The sequence below is a fragment of the Tropicibacter sp. S64 genome, from assembly GCF_049803835.1.
Lineage (GTDB): Bacteria > Pseudomonadota > Alphaproteobacteria > Rhodobacterales > Rhodobacteraceae > Pacificoceanicola.
This window is the reverse complement of sequence record NZ_JBNAGK010000006.1, coordinates 74328-91863: the sequence shown is the minus strand read 5'-3', so window position 1 is coordinate 91863 and position 17536 is coordinate 74328. Positions and strand designations below refer to the sequence as shown.

Sequence of the window (17536 nt, the reverse complement as noted above, 5' to 3'; positions counted from 1 at the left end):
ATGAAAACCCATGTCAAAGCCCTCGTGGTCGGCGGCGGTGCCGTCGGCACCTCGATCGCCTATCACCTTGCCAAAGCCGGTTGGGACGATGTCATGCTCGTCGAACGCGACGAGCTGACCTCCGGCTCGACATGGCACGCGGCGGGCCTCCTGCCGCTGTTCAACATGTCCTACGCCACGACCCACATCCACAAGTACTCCGTGGATTTCTACAAGACGCTGGAAGAAGAGACCGGGCTGAACGCCGGTTTCGCCGTGGTCGGCAACCTGCGCATGGCGCAGACGCAGGACCGCATGGACGAGTTCATGCTCTACGCCTCCACCGCCGAGACCTGCGGCGTGGCGTACGAGTGGCTGACCCCGGACGACATCAAGGCCCGCTGGCCGCTGATCGAGACCGGCGACCTCAAGGGTGCCCTCTACCACACCGAGGACGGCTACATTAACCCCGCCGACGTGACGCAGGCGATGGCCAAGGGCGCCCGCCAGCGCGGCGTCGAGATCGTGCGCAAGCTCCAGGCCGATGCCTTCCACTGGACCGGCACCCATTGGGAAGTCACCTGCACGAAGATGGTGGAGAAGGGCGGCAACCTCATCGAGTCCGACGAGAAGGTCGTCATCACCGCCGAGCACGTCGTGACCGCCTCGGGCAACCACGCGCAGCGCACCGCGAAGCTCTTGGGCATCAAGATGCCCGCGATCCCGGTCGAACATACCTTCATCGTGATGGATCAGGACCCGGAGCTGGTGAAATGGCGGGCGGCGGGCAATCCGGAGCACCCGGTCGTGCGCGACGCCGACAACGAGAGCTATGCCCGCGAGGAGCGCGGCGGCTGGATCCTCGGGATCTACGAGAAGGGCGCACCCGCGCGCTTCGAGTATGGCGTACCGGACAGCTTCCGCGCCGACCTCTTCCCGCTCGACCTCGACCGCATCGCCGAGCAGTACATGGCGATGGCCGAGCGTGTGCCCTCCTGCGCCGAAAGCGGCCTGAAGGACGACTTCAACGGCCCGATCTGCTACACGCCGGACGGCAACCCGCTGGTTGGCCCGGCACCGGGGCTGAAGAACATGTGGCTCGCGGAAGGCTTCTCCTTCGGCATCACCGCCGCGGGCGGCACCGGCTACTACCTCGCGCAGATGATGGTGAACGGGGAGGCCGAGATCGACATGGCCTCGCTCGACCCCAAGCGCTACGGCCAGGACTGGATGACCACCGAGTATGCGGCTCGCAAGAACGAAGAGTGCTACAGCCACGTCTACATCCTGCACCACCCGGACGAGGAGCGCGAAGCCTGCCGTCCGCTGCGCACCGGCCCGGCCTACGAGCGCCAGAAGGCCCGCGGCGCGCAGTTCGGCTGCGTGAACGGGTTCGAGCGTCCGAACTACTATGGCCCGCTGGATGCGGCGGACAGCTTCGACCATGACGCCCGGTCCTTCCGCCGGGGTGGCTGGTGGCAGTATGCCGTCGAGGAAGCCAAGGCGATCCGCGAGGGTGTCGGCCTCGTCGATGCCACGGCCTTTGCCAAGCACCGCATCAGCGGCCCGGGCGCGACGGCCTTCCTCGACTGGTTCACCTGCAACAAGCTGCCGAAGGTCGGTCGGATCAACCTGACCTACGCCCTGACCAGCGCAGGCACCACGCGCACCGAATACACCATCGTGCGCGAGGCCGAGGACGATTATTACCTCGTCTCCGCCGGGGCCTGGCACGCCTATGACGAGGATTACCTCTACAAGGCCATCGCCGAGAAGGAAGCCGAGTTCGGCCGGATCAACGCCGAGGACGTGACGACCCGCTGGGGCGTCTTCGCCATCGCCGGTCCGAAGTCGCGCGACGTTCTGAAAGAGATCATCAAGGACGCGGACCCGGACACCGCCCTGTCGAACAAGCGCTTCCCCTGGCTGTCGGCGCGGAACATCGAGCTTGGCATGTGCCCGGTGAAGGCGATCCGCGTGGCCTATACCGGCGAGCTGGGCTGGGAGTTGCACCACCCGATCGAGATGCAGAACTACCTCTTCGACCTGCTTGAGACGGCAGGCAAGAAGCATGGCATGAAGCTGGTCGGCGCACGGGCGCAGAACTGGCTGCGGCAGGAGAAGTCCTACCGCGCCTTCGGCAACGAGCTGGGCCGCGACGCGACCCCGGCGGAGGCCGACCTGCCGCGCTTCATCGACGGCTCGAAGGACTACTACGGCAAGGCCGAGCTGGAGGCCAAGGGCATCCGCTCCAAGTGCTGCACGCTGCTCATTGACGGGCCGGACGATGCCGATCCGTGGGGCCGCGAGGCGCTCTATACGCCGGAAGGCGAGCGCGTCGGTCGTCTGACCTCCGGCGGCTACTCCGTCGCCTTCGGCAAGTCCATCGGCATGGGCTACGTCAAGCCGGAGCTGGCGGTGGAAGGCACGAAGCTGAAGGTCAAGATGCTCGACAAGCTCTGGGACGCGGTCGTGACCTGCGACAGCCCCTACGATCCGAAGAACGAGACCATCCGCAAGGACGGCTGAGCCGTCCGAGACGGCCAAGCCGTCCGAGACGGGTGAACCTGTCTGAACAGCGACATGAAGAGAAGGCCGGGCGCATCTGCACCCGGCCTTTTCCGTTTCCGGTTACTGGGCGTGGCGGCCCTTGCCGTGGCCCATGCCCATGCCATGGCCCTGTCCGTGACCATCGCCCATACCGCCCTTGCCCTTGCCTTGGCCCATGCCACCGCCGCCCCCGCAGCGCTGGAAGGCGGGCAGGTGCTGCTGTTGCGAGGCGTTCATCAGGTCGGTGAAGATCGCGGTCAGCGCGGCATTGCCCTGTGCGGCGGGCAACAGTTGCCCGGTGTAGAGCCCGGCGTTGTCGATTTCCGCCTGCACGCCGATGGCGCAGGCCTCCGCCAGCGTGTCCGGTGCCTCGGGCAGGTTGGCGCCGAGGTAGGGGTTCTCGGGCACCGCGATGCCGTTGGCTTTCGCATAGGCGGTCAGCCGCTCTGCATGGGTGACTTCGGCCTTCTGGATATTGCTGAACGGGCGCACGTCGCCGAATTTCTGCAGAACGGCCTCGTAGACCGCGAAGGCGCGGTATTCGTCGTCGAGCGCGGCCAGCACGGCCTCCTGCTGGCTCATCGCGGCGGCAGGGCCGGCGAGCAGGGTTGCGGAAACGCCGAGCGCGGCGAGGGATTTCAGGGACGTTGCAAACACGGTCATGGTGTCCTCCATTTTTCACATTCCAATGCTTGAACGTGTCTGGAGGCAAAACCCGTCTTGACAGGATGTCGCAGGGGGGAGGGCGCCCTCAGGCGGCGCAGATGACCCGGTTGCGGCCGGTCTTCTTGGCCTCGTATAGCGCCGCATCGGCGCGGGACATCAGCGTGTCCAATCCGCCGTCCTCTGGCAGCACCTCCGCAAGGCCCATGCTCAGCGTCACCCGCAGGCGCTGACCGCCGAAGGCGATCTCGCGCGCCTCGGCCTCCTGCCGGATGCGCTCCGCCACGACCTGGGCCGCGCGTGCGGTACAGTCGTCGAGCAGCACGCCGAACTCCTCGCCCCCGAGCCGCGCCAGCAGGTCGCGTTTGCGGATGGCCGCGCGGAACAGGGCGGAGAATTCGGTCAGCACCACGTCACCCGCCGCGTGGCCGTAGGTGTCGTTGACCGCCTTGAAATGGTCGAGGTCAATCATCAGGAGGGTGAAGGGCTCGCCCGAGCTCTGGTAAGCCCAGTGCAGATCCGCCGCCCGCTCCATGAAGGCCCGCCGGTTGGATGCTCCGGTGAGCATGTCGGTCTGGCTCAGGAGGCGGATTTCCTCCAGTTGTTCCAGCACCTTGAGCTTCGACGCGATCCAGCGGGCGATGCAGGACAGCCGGATGCCGTCGATCTCCTCGAAGAAGTCCGGTTCCTCGTGCAGCGCGTGAAGCGTGCCGAGGCAGGCATCCCCGGTCATCAGCGGCGCCAGAGCCAGCGATCGAAAGCCCGCCTTGACCAGCGGCTTGTGGATTTCCCGCCCATGCGTGGCCAGATCGCCGATCAGGATTGCCCCGCGCCGTGCGATGGCCTGGGCGGCGACGCCGCGGTCATCGAGCGGCAGAACGGTACCGGGCCGGTAAATGCGGCCGCCGGAAAAGGTGGTGAGGTGCAATCCGCCGTCGCGTTCCCGGGCAAGGCTGGCGCGGCTGACCCCCATGGCGCGCGGCAGCCAGTCGGCGACCGCCTGGAACAGGGCGCGTTCGGACGTCGCGTCGGAGACGGCGTCAATCAAACCAATCGGTAATTCAACAGTGTCCATCAAAGGGCGGTCCCGCATGGCGGTGCCGGTATAGAACGACACTGTTGAATCCCCTGTAAAGACCGCAACTTGTGGCAAATTTGACGGGTGTTACCCTTGGGTTGTTCTGGCGATGCTGAGCGCCCGTCCCGCGAGACTTCCGGACAACAAACCGGCCAGCAGCCCCCAGCCGAGGCCAAACTCCGCGCCTGCCGCCAGTGCCGGGGCCATGCCCTGCACCATGCCCGCCGCGAAGTTGACGAGGAACAGGCCGAGGACCGTGCATACCGTCACGCTTTCGCCGCGCAGGGTAACGCGCATGCCCTGCCGGGCCATGGTCCAGCGCGGTTGCAGCCACAGGCCCGTCAGAACACCGAGCCCCCAGCCTGCCAGCAGGGCGGCCAGCGCCACCGGACCGAGCGAGAGCGCCCGGCTCAGCGACAGAAGCCCCAGGAGCGGCATGAGGTAGAGCACCCAGACGGGCGCGGTGCGGTCCCGTGTTGCGCGCAGGCCAAGGGCGACCAGAAGGACGAGCAGCGGGAAAACCCAGAGGGGGATATTGGCGAGGATCTGCGTCATGTCATGTCTCCGTGGATCAGATGCCGCTTTGAACGCGTCCAGCCTCTACGCCGCCACCGGACATGCGCGGGACACGCCCCGGCTGCGCGAAGGGCCGGACGCCGCAACCCGCGCATCGCGAATGGCGGGTTGCCTTCGGGGCGCAGGGCCATACTCTCTGCCATGATCCGAGACAGTCATGAAAAGGAGACCCGCATGGGCCTGTCCGTCTACCTCTCCGGAGAGATTCACACCGACTGGCGCGAGCAGATCATCGAGGCCTGCCAGGGCCTCGACGTGAGCTTCTCCGCCCCCGTCACCGACCACGCCGCCAGCGACGACTGTGGCGTCGCGATCCTCGGGGCGGAGCCGGACAAGTACTGGCACGACCACAAGGGCGCGATGGTCAACGCCATTCGCACCCGCAAGGGGATCTCGGATGCCGACGTGGTGGTGGTGCGCTTCGGCGAGAAGTACAAGCAGTGGAACGCGGCTTTCGACGCGGGCTATGCGGCGGCGCTGGGCAAGTCGCTGATCATCCTGCAACAGCCGGAGCATGACCACGCGCTGAAGGAGGTGGACGCCGCCGCGCTCGCCATGTGCCGCACGCCGCAGCAGGTGGCGGACGTGCTGCGCTACGTGCTGACCGGGGGGCTGCCGGGATGATCCGCCTCATTGCCCTGTTGCTGTGTCTCCCGGTTGCAGCCACCGCGCAGTCGAGCAAGGCAGCGGCCTACCTGCTCGACCAGAACATCGCCGAGGCCTGCAATGGCGGGCCGGGAACAGCCGGGCCGGGAACGCTGGTGGAGGCCGATTTCGACGGGGACGGACGGCAGGACCTGCTGATCGCGCATGAGGGCATCGCCTGCCGCACGGCGGATTCGCCGCTTGGGCGCAGCGGGCTGTGCGGGATGCAGGTCTGTTCGGTGCGGATCTACCTGCGCCGGGGGCAATTGCTGGACCTCAAGGAGGATTTCCTCGGCGGGGGCATCACCGTCGACACGCGGGCAACGCCGCCGGTCATCGGCGGCTACGCCCATGGCGGCGCGCGCTGGTCGATGCGCTGGCAGAACGGCGGCTTTCGCTGAGGCGCGACAGCCCGTAGGGCGGGGCTATGCCCCGCGCCCGCCACGGCAACGGGGTGCCGGACGGGGAAGCGTCGTTTCGCGATGAGGAAGTCTGAAAACGGCGGCCGCCAGTCACGGATAGCCATGTCCGGGACGTTACGCCCGGCCTGTTCGCCTGTACAGATCGAACACCCCCGAAGGGCTGTCGCTCCGGCCGTTGCCAGGGGCCGGGGCGCATCAATCCGATGTCTTCAGTTGGTACCGCGGGTGAGGATCGGCGCGGACGGTGAACAAACCATTACGGCACCGCGCGGTGCCGGGAGGTCCCGGGTCGAGGCCCGGGACTGCACCGCGCTCACCCTTCGCGCGGCGGGGTATTCATGCCGATCTTGGCCGCCGGGCGTGCCATGAAGCGGTCGACGTAGGCGCCGACCTTCGGGAAGTCGTCCCAGCCGACAACCGCCTTGGCGCCATAGAACTCGAGGGCATTGAGCCAGGGCGCGAGGGCGATGTCGGCGATGGAATAGTCCCCGGCAATCCAGTCCCGGCCTTCAAGCGCCCCCTCGACCACAGCCAGCAGGCGCCTGGCCTCACCGATGTAGCGCTCGCGGGGCAGCGGGTCTTCCATCTTGCTGCCCGCGAACTTGTAGAAGAAGCCGAGTTGTCCGAACATCGGCCCGACGCCGCCCATCTGGAACATCAGCCACTGGATGACCTCCGCCCGGTTCGCGGCGTCCGTGCCGATCAGCCTGCCTGCCTTGTCCGCGAGATAGATCAGGATCGCGCCGCTCTCGAACAGGCCGAGCGGCTGGCCGTCCGGTCCGTCCGGGTCGATGATCGCCGGGATCTTGTTGTTGGGGTTGAGGCTCAGGAACTCGGGGGATTTCACGTCGGCATCGGAGAGCGTCACCCGGTGCGCCTCGTAGGGCAGGCCAAGCTCCTCCAGCGCAATCGCCACCTTCACGCCGTTCGGAGTCGGAAAGCTGTAAAGCTGGATGCGATCGGGGGTCTGCGGCGGCCAGCGTTTGGTGATCGGGAAAGCGGACAGGTCGGACATGGGTGTCTCCTCGGGGCGTGGCGGGGAAGCCGAAGCGTATTTCCCCTTGGCTGACTATGCGTTTCGTGACGATATGGACGCCGTGAGTGGAAGATCAACGTGCGGAAATGCACGGCTCTTGTGAACTGTGGGGACAACATGCTTCAGGAATTCCGGAACTTCATCGCCAAGGGCAATGTCATGGACATGGCCGTCGGCATCATCGTCGGGGCGGCCTTTACCGCCATCGTCACCTCCCTGGTGGGAGACATCATCAACCCGATCATCGCGCTGTTCACCGGCGGGATCGACTTCTCGGGCTGGTTCTACCCGCTGGACGGCAACGACTACGCGTCGATCACCGTCGCCGAAGAGGCCGGGGCGCCGATCTTCGCCATCGGGCGCTTCGTCATGGCCGTGATCAACTTCCTGATTATCGCCTTCGTGGTCTTCATGCTGGTCAAGATGGTCAACCGCCTGAAAGAAGCCGCCGTGCGCGAGGAAAAGGACGTGCCCGCCGAGGAGGTCCCGGCAGGACCGACCGAGCTTGACGTGCTGCTTGAGATCCGCGACGCGCTGAAGCGCTGAGCCCAGGGGGTCGCGTGACGGCAAAGGCCCGCCTGCCGGCGGGCCTTTTTCGTGCAATCCGGGCAGCAGGGCGCGGTCCCGGTTGCCGCCCGCGGGACATCCGTCTATCACGCACCCGGACCCCGGAGCCGTGCCGATGACCCAAGCCCTGAAACTCGCCTACGGCAGCGTTGCCGTCGCCCTGATCGTGCTGGCCATCAAGGCGCTGGCCTGGTGGCTGACCGGCTCCGTCGCGCTGATGTCCGACGCGCTGGAGAGCATCGTCAACGTGGCGACGGCGGTCGCGGCGCTCTGGGCAGTGCATGTGGCGTCGATCCCGGCGGATGCGGACCACCCCTTCGGCCACCACAAGGCGGAATACTTCAGCGCCGTGCTCGAAGGCGTGCTGATCGTCATCGCTGCGATCTTCATCATGGTGGCCGCCTGGGACGCGCTTTCCAGCCCGCCACCGGAGCTGCGCCTGTGGCCGGGCCTTGCAATCAACGTCCTGGCCTCCGTGCTGAACGGTGCCTGGTGCTTCGTGCTGCTGCGCCGGGGCCGGGCCATGCGCTCGCCCGCGCTGGTGGCCGATGGCAAGCATCTCCTGTCGGACGTGGTCTCTTCCATCGGGGTGACGGTCGGCGTGCTGCTCGCGGTTGCGACCGGCTGGCTCTGGCTCGACGCGGCGCTGGCGGCGGCGGTTGCGGTCAACATCCTGTGGTCTGGCTGGCACGTGATCCGCGCGTCGGTGGGCGGGCTGATGGATGAATCGGTGCCGGGCGGCGATCTCGAGGAAATGCGCGCTTTGATCGCACTGAACGCCGAGGGCGCGGTGGAGGCACACGACCTCAAGGCCCGCCACGCCGGCCGCGCGACCTTCGTGGAGTTTCACCTCGTGGTGCCGGGGGAGATGTCGGTGAACGACGCCCATGACATCTGCGACCGCATCGAGGCGGCTTTGAAAGGCGCGATCAGCCAATGCACGGTAACGATCCACGTCGAGCCGGAGCACAAGGCGAAACACGCAGGGATCGTGGTGCTCTGAAACGAGAGAAGATTTTGCCGGGACAAAATCTTGCTTTGGGGCTTTGCCCCATCCCTGCGGGACTCCCCAAGGTATTTTTGGACCAAAGAAATCAGGGCGATTCCTATCTTCTTTGGTCCAAAAATACCTCCGGGCTTGGGGCAGAGCCCCAACGGGCGGTTCCGTCAGGAACCGCCCGCGGTCGCTGCGCGTCAGCGCAGCGAAATCCCTCGCAGGATCAGGCTGCCAGCGACGCTGCCTCGACGGTGTCGATGCCCAGGGCCTCACCTACCGCCTTGTAGGTCAGCTTGCCCGCGTGCACGTTGAGACCGTTCAGCAGATGCCGGTCGTCGGCGCAGGCCTGTTTCCAGCCCTTGTCCGCCAGCGCCAGCATGAAAGGCATGGTGGCGTTGCCAAGCGCGATGGTGGAGGTGCGGGCCACGGCGCCGGGCATGTTGGCGACGCAGTAGTGCATGATGCCGTCCACTTCGTAGATCGGCTCGGCGTGGGTGGTGGCTTTGGACGTCTCGAAGCAGCCGCCCTGGTCGATGGCCACGTCCACCAGCGCCGCGCCCGGTTTCATCATGGCGAAGTGTTCGCGGCGGACCAGTTTCGGCGCGGCGGCGCCGGGGATCAGCACCGCGCCGATGACCATGTCGGCCTGCGCGAGGTGTTCGTCCAGCAGGCCCTGGCTCGAATAGCCGGTGCGGAAGACCGAGCCGAAGACGTCATCGAGGTAGCGCAGGCGGTCGAGGGAGCGGTCGAGCACGGTGACCTCCGCGCCCATGCCGGCCGCGATGCGGGCCGCGTGGGTGCCGACGACGCCGCCGCCGATGACCAGCACCTTTGCCGGGCCGACGCCGGGCACGCCGCCCATGAGCACGCCGCGCCCGCCGTTGGCCTTCTGCAGCGTCCAGGCGCCGACCTGCGGGGCGAGTCGGCCGGCGACTTCGGACATCGGGGCGAGCAGCGGCAGGCCGCCGCGATTGTCGGTCACGGTTTCATAGGCGATGGCGGTACAGCCGGAGGCGATCAGGTCCTTCGTCTGCGCGGGATCGGGGGCGAGGTGCAGGTAGGTGAACAGCAGCTGGCCTTCGCGCAGCCTCTTGCGCTCCGCCGCCTGCGGCTCCTTGACCTTCACGATCATGTCGGCGCTGGCAAAGATCTCCTCCGCCGTGTCGATGATCGTGGCCCCGGCGGCGGTATAGTCGGCATCGGCAAAGCCCGCGCCAACCCCGGCGCCCTTCTGCACGATGACGTCATGGCCGTGCATCACGGCCTCTTTCGCGGCGTTCGGGGTCAGGCCGACGCGGAATTCCTGCGGTTTGATCTCAGTGGGGCAGCCGATTTTCATGTGAACCTCCTGTTTGCTTTGCCCGCCATGATGATGGATTTCGCTTGCAATTTGCTTGTGAAATTGCTGCGCTGTCCTGACCGTTTTCGAAGATTTCTTCGACAAATGGCAGTCTTGGTGGGAGGAATCTGCGGAAATGGAACTCGACGAGACAGATCGGCGTATCCTGCGCGTCCTCCAGCGCGAGGGGCGCATCTCGAACGCGGACCTCTCGGAGCGCGTGAACCTGTCCTCCTCCGCCTGTCATCGCCGGGTGCAGCGGCTGGAGGCAAGCGGGGTGATCCGCGAGTATGTCGGCCTGCTGGACGCGCGGAAGCTCGGCTTTCCCACCACGGTCTTCGTCGAGATCAAGCTGCAGGCGCAGGCGGACGATGTTCTCGACGCCTTCGAAAAGGCGGTCAGCCGGGTGCCGGACGTGCTGGAGTGCCACCTGATGGCGGGCACGGCGGATTATATCCTCAAGGTCGTGGCGGAGGATACCGAGGATTTCGCCCGCATCCATCGCCAGTACCTGACCCGCCTGCCGGGGGTGGCTCAAATGCAATCTTCTTTTGCCCTGCGCACGGTGTTCAAGACGACGGCCCTGCCGGTCTGAGGCAAGGTTTTGAAATCGTTCCGGTTTCATTGCGGCGCGGGACGCGCGGCCCACCTGGTGGCACCCGTCCCGATGCGTGTGGTCTTGCGCCTTGCGCTCCATGGTTAACCGCTTCTTTGGCGGTCTGTCGCGATAACCCCTTCGAAAGGGGGTGCCATGTCGTTCAGCATCTTTGCGATCGACAATGAATTCGCGGTGGCAACCGGCAGCAACGTCAATGTTGCGCCGGGCCAATCGCGTTTTGACAATCCTCCGAACGGGTCCAAAGATCTCGTCATCACCACACATGACGGCGACAGCGATCCGCGGCTGTTCGAGATCGGTGACAGCTATGACGTCAGCTGGGGCGGATCGGGCGGCAGCACGATCCTGAATGCCACGGTCGTGCGCAGCGATCTCGCTCCTGGAGGCGGCGGCATCATCGTTTTCGAAGGCACCGACGGAAACGGCACTCCGGCGGAGGTCATCTGGACGCCCGGGTTCGACCTGGAGAATTGGTACTGGACCAACTACAACCCCGGCGCGGAGCCGCAGTTCTACACCACGGACCAGAACGCCGCCTACAGCCATGAATACATCTGTTTCGAACGCTCCGCCCGCATCGCGACGCCGCGCGGGCTGGTGGCGGCGGGGGACCTTGCGGTGGGGGAGACGGTCTGCACCTGGATGGGGATCAAGCAGACGATCCGCTGGATCGGGGCCAGACGCATGCCCGGCACCGGCTCCGCCGCGCCGATCCGGTTCGAGACCGGGGCGATTGGCAATTTCGCCCCGCTGAAGCTGTCGCCGCAGCACCGGGTGCTGATCGCCTCGCCCTGGGCCGATCTGCATTTCGGCGCGTCGGAGGTGCTGGTGCCGGCGAAGAGCCTCGTCAACGGGACGTCCATCCGGCAGGTTGAGAAGCGGTGGGTGCATTATGTGCACGTGCTGCTCGACCGGCACGATCTGCTGATCGCGGAGGGTGCGCCTTGCGAGAGCCTGCTGCCGGGCTTCCGGACACGGGATTTCCTGACCGCAGAGGACCGCGCCACGATCCGGGAGGTGATTGGCGATGACAGCCGCAAGCCGGTGCGCCCGATCCTGACCTGTCGACAGGCGGAGTATGCGGTACAGGCGCGGGACGTGCCGCGACGGGCGGAGCGCTTTTTCTAGGATTCCGGACGTTGCGTCCCGCATGGGGGCAGGCCATTCTCGCACAACGGAAAAACGGGGGTGCGGGATGGCCTGGGATCACATCATCATCGGGGCGGGCAGTGCGGGGTGCGTGCTGGCCAAGCGGCTGAGCGATGCCGGGCGGCGCGTGCTGCTGCTGGAGGCGGGTGGTCCGGACAACTACCATTGGGTGCATATCCCGATGGGCTATCTCTACTGCATAGGCAACCCGCGCACCGACTGGTGTTATCGCACCGCGGTGGACCCGGGGCTGAACGGGCGGTCGCTTTTGTATCCGCGCGGCAAGGTGCTTGGCGGATGTTCTTCGATCAACGGCATGCTCTACCTGCGCGGGCAGGCGGCGGATTATGACGGCTGGCGGCAGATGGGGCTGACCGGCTGGGGCTGGGACGATGTGCTGCCCTATTTCCGCAAGTCGGAGGATTATGTCGACGGCGCGTCCGAGATGCACGGGGCGGGCGGCGAATGGCGCGTGGAGAACCAGCGGCTGCACTGGGATGTGCTGGACGACTGGATGGAGGCGGCGGCGGAGGCGGGCCTGCCGAAGGTCACGGATTTCAACACGGGGAACAACGAGGGCGTCGGGTACTTCCGGGTGAACCAGCGGAACGGCTGGCGCATGAACACGGCGAAGGCGTTTCTGCGGACACGGCAGACGGAGAACCTCAAGGTTGAAACGCATGCGCATGTGAAGCGGTTGATTCTCGACGGCGGGCGCGCCGTCGGCGTGGCCTACGACCGCAGCGGCGAGGCGCGGGAGGCGCACTGCGCCGGGGAGGTGATCCTGTCCGCCGGGGCGGTGAACTCGCCGCATATCCTGCAATTGTCGGGGATCGGGCCGGGGACCTTGCTGGCGGAGCATGGGGTGGATGTGAAAGTCGATGCGCCCGGGGTCGGGGCGAACCTGCAGGACCATCTGCAATTGCGCTGCTCCTGGCGTCTGACGGGCGCGAAGACCCTGAACACCATCGCCAATTCGCTCTGGGGCAAGGCGATGATCGGGCTGGAATATGCCCTGAAGCGCTCAGGGCCGATGTCCATGGCGCCGTCGCAGCTTGGGGCCTTTGCCAGGTCGCGGGAGGATCTGGAGACGCCGGACCTCGAATATCATGTGCAGCCTCTTTCGCTCGGGGCCTTTGGCGAGCCGCTGCATGACTATCCGGCGGTGACGGCCTCGGTCTGCAACCTGCGCCCGGAGAGCCGGGGGAGCGTGTCGTTGACCTCGCCGGACTACCGCGACGCGCCGCGGATTGCGCCGAATTACCTCTCGACTGAGGGCGACCGGATGACCGCGGTGCGGGCGATCCGGCTGACGCGGCGCATCATGGCGCAGGGGCCGATGGCGAAATATGCGCCGGAGGAGGTGAAGCCGGGCGTTGCGTTCGAGAGCGATGAGGATCTGGCCCGGGCGGCGGGGGACATCGGCACGACGATCTTCCATCCGGTCAGCACGGTGCGCATGGGAACGGAGGACGACGCGCCTCTGGATGCGCAGCTGCGGTTCAAGGGGGTTGGCGGTTTGCGGGTGGTGGATGCCTCGGTAATGCCGACCATCACCTCCGGCAATACCAATTCGCCCACGATCATGATTGCCGAGAAGGCGGCGGACATGATCCTCGCGGGGTGAAGTCTGGTCCGCGCAGCGGTCAGGGTTTGGGGTGGTCGTCGTAGTCGCCTGACAGGATGCGGCGGGCGTCGCCTTCGGGGTCCTCGTATTGGTTCGATCTGATCGTGAAGACGAAGAAAGCGAGGCCCGCGCCGCCAAGGATCAGCGAGATCGGGATCAGGTAGGTCAGGATATTCATCGGTTTACCTCAGGCGCAGGGCGTTGAGCGAGACGGTGATGGAGCTGGCCGACATGGCGAGGGCGGCGATCAGCGGAGAGCACAGCCCGGCGATGGCCAGCGGTACGGCGATGATATTGTACCAGCTGGCGATGGTGAAGTTCTCGCGGATGCGTTTGACGGCTTTCTGCGCGGTCAGCGCGGCGTCCGGGATCGGGGCGAGGCTCTGGCCGAGGAGGACGATGTCGGAGGCGGTGCGGGCGGCGTCGAGCGCGCTGGCCGGGGAGATCGAGACATGGGCGGCGGTGAGGGCGGCGGTGTCATTCAGGCCGTCGCCGACCATGAGGACCTTCGCGCCATCGTCCGCCAGCGCCTTGATCCGGCTGGCCTTGTCCTGCGGCAGGGCTTCGGCGAGCCATTGCTGGATGTTCAGGCGGCTTGCGAGGGATTCGACGGCGGCGGTGGTGTCGCCGGACATCAGGATCACGCGTTTGCCGGCTTGTTGAAGGGCTTGAACGGCTTCCTCGGCGCCGTCGCGCAGGCGGTCCGAGAAGGTGAAGGGCTGCGGGGTGCCGCCCTCGACGCTGAGCCAGGTGGCGGTCATGTCGGTGGCGCTGCCACCGGTCCAGGCGGCGCGGCCGAGGCGCACGCGGCTGCCGTGCCAGAGGGCTTCGGTGCCGAAGCCGGGGACTTCGGTGATCTGGTCGAGCTTGGCGGGCGTGATGCCTGCGGCGCGGGCGGCGCTGGTGATGGCCTGCGCCAGCGGGTGCGCTGAGCCTTCGGCGAGGGCCAGCGCGATTTCGAGGTCGCGGCGGGTGAAGTCCTGCAGGTTCGTCAGTTCCGGCGTGCCTGCGGTCAGCGTGCCGGTCTTGTCGAAGACGACGGTGTCGACCTGCGCGAGGCGTTCCAGCGCCGTGGCGTCCTTGATCAGCAGGCCGCGCTTGAACAGGCGACCGGAGGCAGCGGTGGTCACGGCGGGCACCGCCAGGCCGAGGGCGCAGGGGCAGGTGATGATGAGCACGGCGGCGGCGATGTTCGTGGCAACGCGCAGGTCGCCCGAGTAGAGCCACCAGCCGACGAAGGCGAGGGCCGAGAGGATGTGCACGCCGGGGGCGTAGAGCTTGGCGGCCTTGTCGGCGAGCGAGGTGTAACGCGAGCGGCCAGACTCGGCGATGGCGACGAGGTCCGCCATGCGTTGCAGCGAGGTATCGCGGCCGACGGCGGTGGCGCGGATGGTGAGGGGGCCGGTGAGGTTGACTTCGCCAGCGGAGACGGCGCGGCCCGGTTCGGCAGGCACGGGGAGGGTTTCGCCGGTCAGGAGGGAGCGGTCCAGTTCGGAGGTGCCCTCCGTGATGGTGCCGTCCACGGGCATCCGTGCGCCGGGTTTGACGCGGATCAGGTCGCCGATGCGCAGATCGGAGACGGAGACTTTCTCTTCGATGCCGTCCGAAAGCCGCCACGCGCGGGGCACTTCCAGCGCGGCGAGTTCCTCGGCGGCGGAGCGGGCGACGGAGCGGGTGCGGTGGTCGAGATAGCGACCTGTCAGCAGAAAGAAGGTGAGCGCGATGGCGGCGTCGAAATAGGCGTGCTCGCCGGAGAGCGACGTCTCCCAGAGCGAGGTGAAGACCGCGAGCAGGATGGCCAGCGAGATCGGCACGTCCATGTTGAGGGCGCGGGCCTTCAGTGCCGTCCAGGCATTCCTGAAGAAGGGCTGCGCCGAGAAGGCGACGGCGGGCAGCACGATTGCGGCGGAGATCCAGTGGAAGAGGTCGCGGGTCGCGCCCTCGGCCCCGGACCAGACGGCGATCGACAGCAGCATCACGTTCATCGAGGCAAAGCCCGCGACGGCAAGGCGCATCAAGAGGTCGCGCCCGGCGCGGTCCGTGGCGGTGGCGGAGATCGCCGTGGTGTCGAGTTCGTGGGCCTCGTAGCCTGCGGCTTCGACGACCGGGATGACATCGGCGGCGGTCAGCTCGGGGTCGGCCTCGATGCTCACGCGCTTCATCGTCAGGTTGACGCGGGAGGAGCGCACGCCGGGAGCCTTCGCCAGCGCCCGCTCCACCGTCGACATGCAGGCGGCGCAGTGGATCGTCGGCAGGGAGAGCACGATGTGGGCCTCCCTTTGCTCCGCTGCGGCCGCCAGCGCCTCGGCGGCGGGGGCGGCGGAGCAGGCCGGGCAGGCGGAGACGGGGGGGCGCAGGGCGGCAGTCACATCAGCCTCCGATCGTCATTTCCAGACGTTGCTCGAATTCGGTGCCGTCGAGCGCCACGGCCTTGAGCCAGACATCCCAGTTGCCGGGGCGCAGGTCGACGTAGGCAACGTATTGCGTGCCGTCGAAGGCGAATTCCGGGTCGAGATCCTCGCTGACGTTGGTCGGGCGGCCGACTTTCGCTTCGAGCTTGCCTGCCTGCACCGGGCGGCCTGCCGCGTCGGTGATGGAGAGCAGCAGGCGGTCTCCGTCCAGCGTTGCCTTCACGTCCCAGCCCAAGGCCACCTGCGCGGCCTTGCGGTCGTTGAAGGTCTGGCTGGCGACGTAGGAGTTCGCCACCTCCAGCCCCGGAAAGGTCTTCACTGCGTTGTAGGCCAGCGCGATGTTCACCCCGATGATCACGGCGAAGGCGCCGCCGAAGATGCCGAGCACATGCCAGCCGGTGAGTTTGAAGTCCTTGGTGGCCATCAGTTGGCCCTCCCGTTGAAGATAGTGTCCTTGGAGGCGCGGTCGCCGTTGGTCAGGTCCTCGACCCAGAGGCGGAACGGCGTGCGCTCGTCCTCTGCCGGTTCCGAGCCGCGCGGCGCGATGACGTAGACCTTCTGCAGGTAGGTCTCGTTGGCCGGCACGGTGACGGTCTCGTAGGGCGTGCCCTCAAGCTGGACACGGAGGAAATCGTTGCCTTTCAGCGTGATGCGGAAGGGGCGGTCCTCGCCGTGCTTGTTCAGCAGACGCACGTCATAGGTGTTCCGGATCGAGCCGTCCGAGAGCGTCACGAATGTCGGATTGCGCACCGGGGCGACGGTCATCTCGATTTCCGGACGGATGAAGAGGGCGAAGACGAGGCCGAGGCCGACCAGCGACCACAGCGTCGTGTAGAGGATCACGCGCGGGCGGAAGATGTGCTTCCAGACCGAACGCGGCTGGCCCCCGGCGCGTTCGCGCGGCTCGTCCGACAGGGCGAGGTAGTCGATCAGCCCGCGCGGCTTGCCTATCTTGTCCATCATGTCGTCGCAGGCGTCGATGCACAGGCCGCAGGTGATGCAGGCCATCTGCTGGCCGTCGCGGATGTCGATGCCCATGGGGCAGACGTTGACGCAGGCGTTGCAGTCGATGCAGTCGCCGAGACCCTCGCGGGCCTTGCCCTTGCCACGCGGCTCGCCACGCCAGTCGCGGTAACCGATGGTCAGTGTGTCCTCGTCCATCATGGCTGCCTGGATGCGCGGCCAGGGGCAGGCGTAGATGCAGATCTGCTCGCGGGCGAAGCCGCCGAAGAAGAAGGTGGTCAGCGTCAGGATCAGCATCGTCGTGTAGGCGACGGGATGGGCGTTGCCGGTCACGAGGTCGACGGCGAGCGTCGGCGCGTCGGTGAAGTAGAACACCCAGGCACCGCCGGTGGCGAGACCGATCAGGAACCAGACCGCCCATTTGGTCAGGCGCAGGCGGGCCTTGTGAAAGTCCCATTTCTTCTGGCGGTGCAGGCGCAGGCGGGCGTTGCGGTCGCCCTCGATCCAGCGCTCGACGAGGATGAAGAGGTCGGTCCAGACGGTCTGCGGGCAGGCATAGCCGCACCACACACGCCCGAGCGCGGAGGTGAACAGGAACAGGCCGAGGCCCGCCATCACCAGAAGCCCGGCGACGAAATAGAATTCATGCGGCCAGATCTCGATCCAGAAGAAGAAGAACCGGCGCCCGGCAAGGTCCAGCAGCACCGCCTGATCCGGCAGTTCCGGGCCGCGGTCCCAGCGAATCCAGGGGGTGATGTAGTACACGCCCAGCATGAGCGTGAGCAGGACCCACTTGAGATTGCGGAACGGACCGGAGACGCGGCGGGGGAAGATCGGCTCGCGCGAGGCATAGAGGCTCGGGGCCGGGGGAGTGCTGTCAGACACGGGGAATCGCTTCCTTGAGACTGTTTCGTT

General features: G+C 66.7%; 17 protein-coding genes. 8 read left to right on the top strand and 9 right to left on the bottom strand.

Going from position 1 to position 17536, the window contains the following annotated elements; all coding sequences use genetic code 11:
- Complete coding sequence (locus ACP159_RS11130; protein WP_425099785.1) at positions 1–2508, top strand: GcvT family protein; 2508 nt, start codon at positions 1–3, stop codon at positions 2506–2508.
- A 102-nt stretch (positions 2509–2610) separates the two neighbouring features.
- Here ACP159_RS11130 and ACP159_RS11125 read toward each other — a convergent pair whose 3' ends face one another.
- From ACP159_RS11125 to ACP159_RS11115, 3 genes are all read right to left on the bottom strand, one after another.
- Complete coding sequence (locus ACP159_RS11125; RefSeq protein ID WP_425099784.1) at positions 2611–3192, bottom strand: ferritin-like domain-containing protein; 582 nt, start codon at positions 3190–3192, stop codon at positions 2611–2613.
- Between the two features lie 88 nt (positions 3193–3280).
- Entirely contained in the window at positions 3281–4240 is a 960-nt protein-coding gene (locus tag ACP159_RS11120) for a GGDEF domain-containing protein (RefSeq protein WP_425099783.1), read from the bottom strand.
- 117 nt (positions 4241–4357) lie between these two features.
- Complete coding sequence (locus ACP159_RS11115) at positions 4358–4825, bottom strand: hypothetical protein (RefSeq protein ID WP_425099782.1); 468 nt, start codon at positions 4823–4825, stop codon at positions 4358–4360.
- A 195-nt stretch (positions 4826–5020) separates the two neighbouring features.
- Between ACP159_RS11115 and ACP159_RS11110 the strand changes: the two genes are divergently transcribed.
- Positions 5021–5470 (top strand): YtoQ family protein, encoded by a 450-nt coding sequence (locus ACP159_RS11110; RefSeq protein ID WP_425099781.1) that lies wholly within the window; start codon positions 5021–5023, stop codon positions 5468–5470.
- On the top strand, positions 5467–5892 hold the full coding sequence (locus ACP159_RS11105; protein ID WP_425099780.1) for a hypothetical protein: 426 nt from the start codon (positions 5467–5469) through the stop codon (positions 5890–5892). Before ACP159_RS11110 ends, ACP159_RS11105 begins: the two co-directional genes overlap by 4 nt.
- Positions 5893–6226: 334 nt before the next feature.
- Here ACP159_RS11105 and ACP159_RS11100 read toward each other — a convergent pair whose 3' ends face one another.
- Positions 6227–6928 (bottom strand): glutathione S-transferase family protein, encoded by a 702-nt coding sequence (locus ACP159_RS11100; protein WP_425099779.1) that lies wholly within the window; start codon positions 6926–6928, stop codon positions 6227–6229.
- A gap of 138 nt (positions 6929–7066) precedes the next feature.
- Between ACP159_RS11100 and mscL the strand changes: the two genes are divergently transcribed.
- A complete protein-coding gene (mscL, locus tag ACP159_RS11095) occupies positions 7067–7495 on the top strand; it encodes a large conductance mechanosensitive channel protein MscL (protein ID WP_425099778.1) in 429 nt (142 codons plus the stop codon).
- 136 nt (positions 7496–7631) lie between these two features.
- On the top strand, positions 7632–8519 hold the full coding sequence (locus ACP159_RS11090; protein WP_425099777.1) for a cation diffusion facilitator family transporter: 888 nt from the start codon (positions 7632–7634) through the stop codon (positions 8517–8519).
- Positions 8520–8736: 217 nt separating this feature from the next.
- On the opposite strand, the gene ald is transcribed toward ACP159_RS11090, so the two are convergent.
- Positions 8737–9852: an alanine dehydrogenase gene (gene ald / locus ACP159_RS11085; RefSeq protein WP_425099776.1), complete on the bottom strand. Its 1116-nt coding sequence runs from the start codon at positions 9850–9852 to the stop codon at positions 8737–8739.
- Positions 9853–9988: 136 nt separating this feature from the next.
- On the opposite strand from ald, the gene ACP159_RS11080 reads away from it, so the two are divergent.
- From ACP159_RS11080 to ACP159_RS11070, 3 genes are all read left to right on the top strand, one after another.
- Positions 9989–10447, top strand: coding sequence for an Lrp/AsnC family transcriptional regulator (locus ACP159_RS11080; RefSeq protein ID WP_425099775.1), 459 nt, complete (start codon positions 9989–9991; stop codon positions 10445–10447).
- Between the two features lie 156 nt (positions 10448–10603).
- Complete coding sequence (locus tag ACP159_RS11075; protein ID WP_425099774.1) at positions 10604–11599, top strand: Hint domain-containing protein; 996 nt, start codon at positions 10604–10606, stop codon at positions 11597–11599.
- A gap of 67 nt (positions 11600–11666) precedes the next feature.
- Complete coding sequence (locus tag ACP159_RS11070; RefSeq protein WP_425099772.1) at positions 11667–13247, top strand: GMC family oxidoreductase; 1581 nt, start codon at positions 11667–11669, stop codon at positions 13245–13247.
- A 19-nt stretch (positions 13248–13266) separates the two neighbouring features.
- On the opposite strand, the gene ccoS is transcribed toward ACP159_RS11070, so the two are convergent.
- From ccoS to ccoG, 4 genes are read right to left on the bottom strand one after another with little or no spacing between them, the layout of a single operon-like run.
- The gene (gene ccoS / locus ACP159_RS11065) at positions 13267–13425 is read right to left on the bottom strand and encodes a cbb3-type cytochrome oxidase assembly protein CcoS (RefSeq protein WP_425099770.1); all 159 of its coding nucleotides are present in this window, start codon (positions 13423–13425) and stop codon (positions 13267–13269) included.
- A 4-nt stretch (positions 13426–13429) separates the two neighbouring features.
- The gene (locus ACP159_RS11060; protein WP_425099769.1) at positions 13430–15616 is read right to left on the bottom strand and encodes a heavy metal translocating P-type ATPase; all 2187 of its coding nucleotides are present in this window, start codon (positions 15614–15616) and stop codon (positions 13430–13432) included.
- 1 nt (position 15617) lies between these two features.
- Positions 15618–16082, bottom strand: a complete 465-nt coding sequence (locus ACP159_RS11055; protein ID WP_425099768.1) for a FixH family protein — start codon at positions 16080–16082, stop codon at positions 15618–15620.
- A complete protein-coding gene (gene ccoG, locus ACP159_RS11050; protein WP_425099767.1) occupies positions 16082–17506 on the bottom strand; it encodes a cytochrome c oxidase accessory protein CcoG in 1425 nt (474 codons plus the stop codon). The genes ACP159_RS11055 and ccoG overlap by 1 nt, the downstream gene beginning before the upstream one ends.
- Between the last annotated feature and the right edge of the window lie 30 nt (positions 17507–17536).

What these genes read in the sequence shown, in the direction of transcription:
- mscL (WP_425099778.1), top strand. Translation starts at nt 7,067, where the DNA reads ATGCTTCAGGAATTCCGGAACTTCATCGCCAAGGGCAATGTCATGGAC.
- ald (WP_425099776.1), bottom strand. Translation starts at nt 9,852, where the DNA reads ATGAAAATCGGCTGCCCCACTGAGATCAAACCGCAGGAATTCCGCGTC.
- ACP159_RS11110 (WP_425099781.1), top strand. Translation starts at nt 5,021, where the DNA reads ATGGGCCTGTCCGTCTACCTCTCCGGAGAGATTCACACCGACTGGCGC.
- ACP159_RS11125 (WP_425099784.1), bottom strand. Translation starts at nt 3,192, where the DNA reads ATGACCGTGTTTGCAACGTCCCTGAAATCCCTCGCCGCGCTCGGCGTT.
- ACP159_RS11075 (WP_425099774.1), top strand. Translation starts at nt 10,604, where the DNA reads ATGTCGTTCAGCATCTTTGCGATCGACAATGAATTCGCGGTGGCAACC.
- ACP159_RS11100 (WP_425099779.1), bottom strand. Translation starts at nt 6,928, where the DNA reads ATGTCCGACCTGTCCGCTTTCCCGATCACCAAACGCTGGCCGCCGCAG.
- ccoS (WP_425099770.1), bottom strand. Translation starts at nt 13,425, where the DNA reads ATGAATATCCTGACCTACCTGATCCCGATCTCGCTGATCCTTGGCGGC.
- ACP159_RS11105 (WP_425099780.1), top strand. Translation starts at nt 5,467, where the DNA reads ATGATCCGCCTCATTGCCCTGTTGCTGTGTCTCCCGGTTGCAGCCACC.
- ACP159_RS11055 (WP_425099768.1), bottom strand. Translation starts at nt 16,082, where the DNA reads ATGGCCACCAAGGACTTCAAACTCACCGGCTGGCATGTGCTCGGCATC.
- ACP159_RS11115 (WP_425099782.1), bottom strand. Translation starts at nt 4,825, where the DNA reads ATGACGCAGATCCTCGCCAATATCCCCCTCTGGGTTTTCCCGCTGCTC.
- ACP159_RS11070 (WP_425099772.1), top strand. Translation starts at nt 11,667, where the DNA reads ATGGCCTGGGATCACATCATCATCGGGGCGGGCAGTGCGGGGTGCGTG.
- ACP159_RS11090 (WP_425099777.1), top strand. Translation starts at nt 7,632, where the DNA reads ATGACCCAAGCCCTGAAACTCGCCTACGGCAGCGTTGCCGTCGCCCTG.
- ACP159_RS11080 (WP_425099775.1), top strand. Translation starts at nt 9,989, where the DNA reads ATGGAACTCGACGAGACAGATCGGCGTATCCTGCGCGTCCTCCAGCGC.
- ACP159_RS11130 (WP_425099785.1), top strand. Translation starts at nt 1, where the DNA reads ATGAAAACCCATGTCAAAGCCCTCGTGGTCGGCGGCGGTGCCGTCGGC.